The sequence below is a fragment of the Neoaquamicrobium microcysteis genome, from assembly GCF_008180155.1.
GTDB lineage: Bacteria > Pseudomonadota > Alphaproteobacteria > Rhizobiales > Rhizobiaceae > Aerobium > Aerobium microcysteis.
In genome coordinates, this window is sequence record NZ_VSZS01000029.1 from 1 (window position 1) to 1,305 (window position 1,305).

Annotated in this window: 2 protein-coding genes; both read left to right on the forward strand. The window is 58.5% G+C overall.

Annotated features, from left to right (window positions below):
* A partial coding sequence (dctP, locus tag FY036_RS00105; protein ID WP_148912710.1) for a TRAP transporter substrate-binding protein DctP occupies positions 1–777 on the forward strand: 777 nt, incomplete at its 5' end.
* Positions 778–863: 86 nt separating this feature from the next.
* The gene (locus tag FY036_RS00110; RefSeq protein ID WP_148912711.1) at positions 864–1,211 is read left to right on the forward strand and encodes a TRAP transporter small permease; all 348 of its coding nucleotides are present in this window, start codon (positions 864–866) and stop codon (positions 1,209–1,211) included.
* Positions 1,212–1,305: the final 94 nt, after the last annotated feature.

A 1,305-nucleotide genomic window follows, 5' to 3' on the forward strand; every position in this document is an offset into this window, starting at 1 on the left:
CCGGTTCCGGATTTCTGTCTCATCTTCGCTCCTTTGAAAGGCTACGATGAACCAGAAATCCTCCGTTCTCAGTTAAGCCGATTTGGTCCCATCAGTGCTGACGCCGGACATGCTTACCTGTTTCGGGATGCTGAGCACCTGAACAAGTTCTTTGCCAGCGACGCGGGCGCCGAGATGAAGCAGATGGTCGAGGACCAACTTGGCGTCAAAATCCTCGGGCCGACTTTTTTCGGTACGCGTCAGGTCGGCCTCAGGGGTGAGAAAAAGATAAATACGCCAGCTGACATGGCCGGCATTCGCCTGCGCATGCCGGGCGGCGATGCCTGGCAGTTCCTGGGCACCTCGCTCGGTGCAAACCCCACGGCAATGGCGGTGACCGAGGTGTACACCGGCCTCCAAACCGGTGCTGTCGATGGCCAGGACAATCCGCTACCAAACGTGCTCACCCTCAAATTCCACGAGGTAATGAGCCAGATAGTGCTGACATCACACCTCGTCGGCTTCGATCTGCTTACGATCTCCAAGGCGGCATGGGACGGGATGTCGGCGGAGCAGCAGGCCAAAGTTCAGGCTGCGGCAGACGAAGTGATCGCGTGGAGTGCCGAGCAGCATCTGTCCAAGGAAGCTGAACTGGCCGACTTCTTCAGGAAGGAGGGTCTGGAGGTCTACACCCCGGATGTCGAGGCATTCCGCACCAATGCGCAGAAGATGTATCTCGAGTCCGATCTGGCCAAGGACTGGCCTGAGGGGATGGTCGGCAGGATCAACGCGCTCTGAGTTGAAAAGCAGCCGGTCGTGATGACCATCGCGGCCGGCGTTCTCAAATTCTTTGGCGGGCTCGCCCCGCGTCTCGGGAGGCCCTGATGAGCCCGACGCTCCTCAGCTTTGGCGACTGGCTGTATCGGCGCGCCGAGAACGTTCTGGCGGCGATGCTTGCCACGATGTTCGGCCTGTTCTTGCTGCAAGTTTTCTATCGTTACGTGCTCAACTGGCCGACCGGCTGGACGAATGAGTTGAGCGCGATTCTGTGGATCTGGATCGTCTTGTTTGGAGCCGCTTTCGTTGTGACCGAACAGGAAGAAATGCGTTTCGACCTGATCTACGGGTCTGTTGGACCCAAGCTGCGCGCCGCGATGTTTATCGCCTGCGCGGCGTCAATTGTCGTGCTTTATGGGGCCTCGCTTCCAGCCACGTACTGGCCTGCCTCCTGAAAAGTGGTCCTCCCTGAAGTAGGCTATTTGGCCGATAGAGAGGACGTTGGAATGCCCCAGAAGAAGCACAAGCCCGAAGAGATCGTCGCGAAGC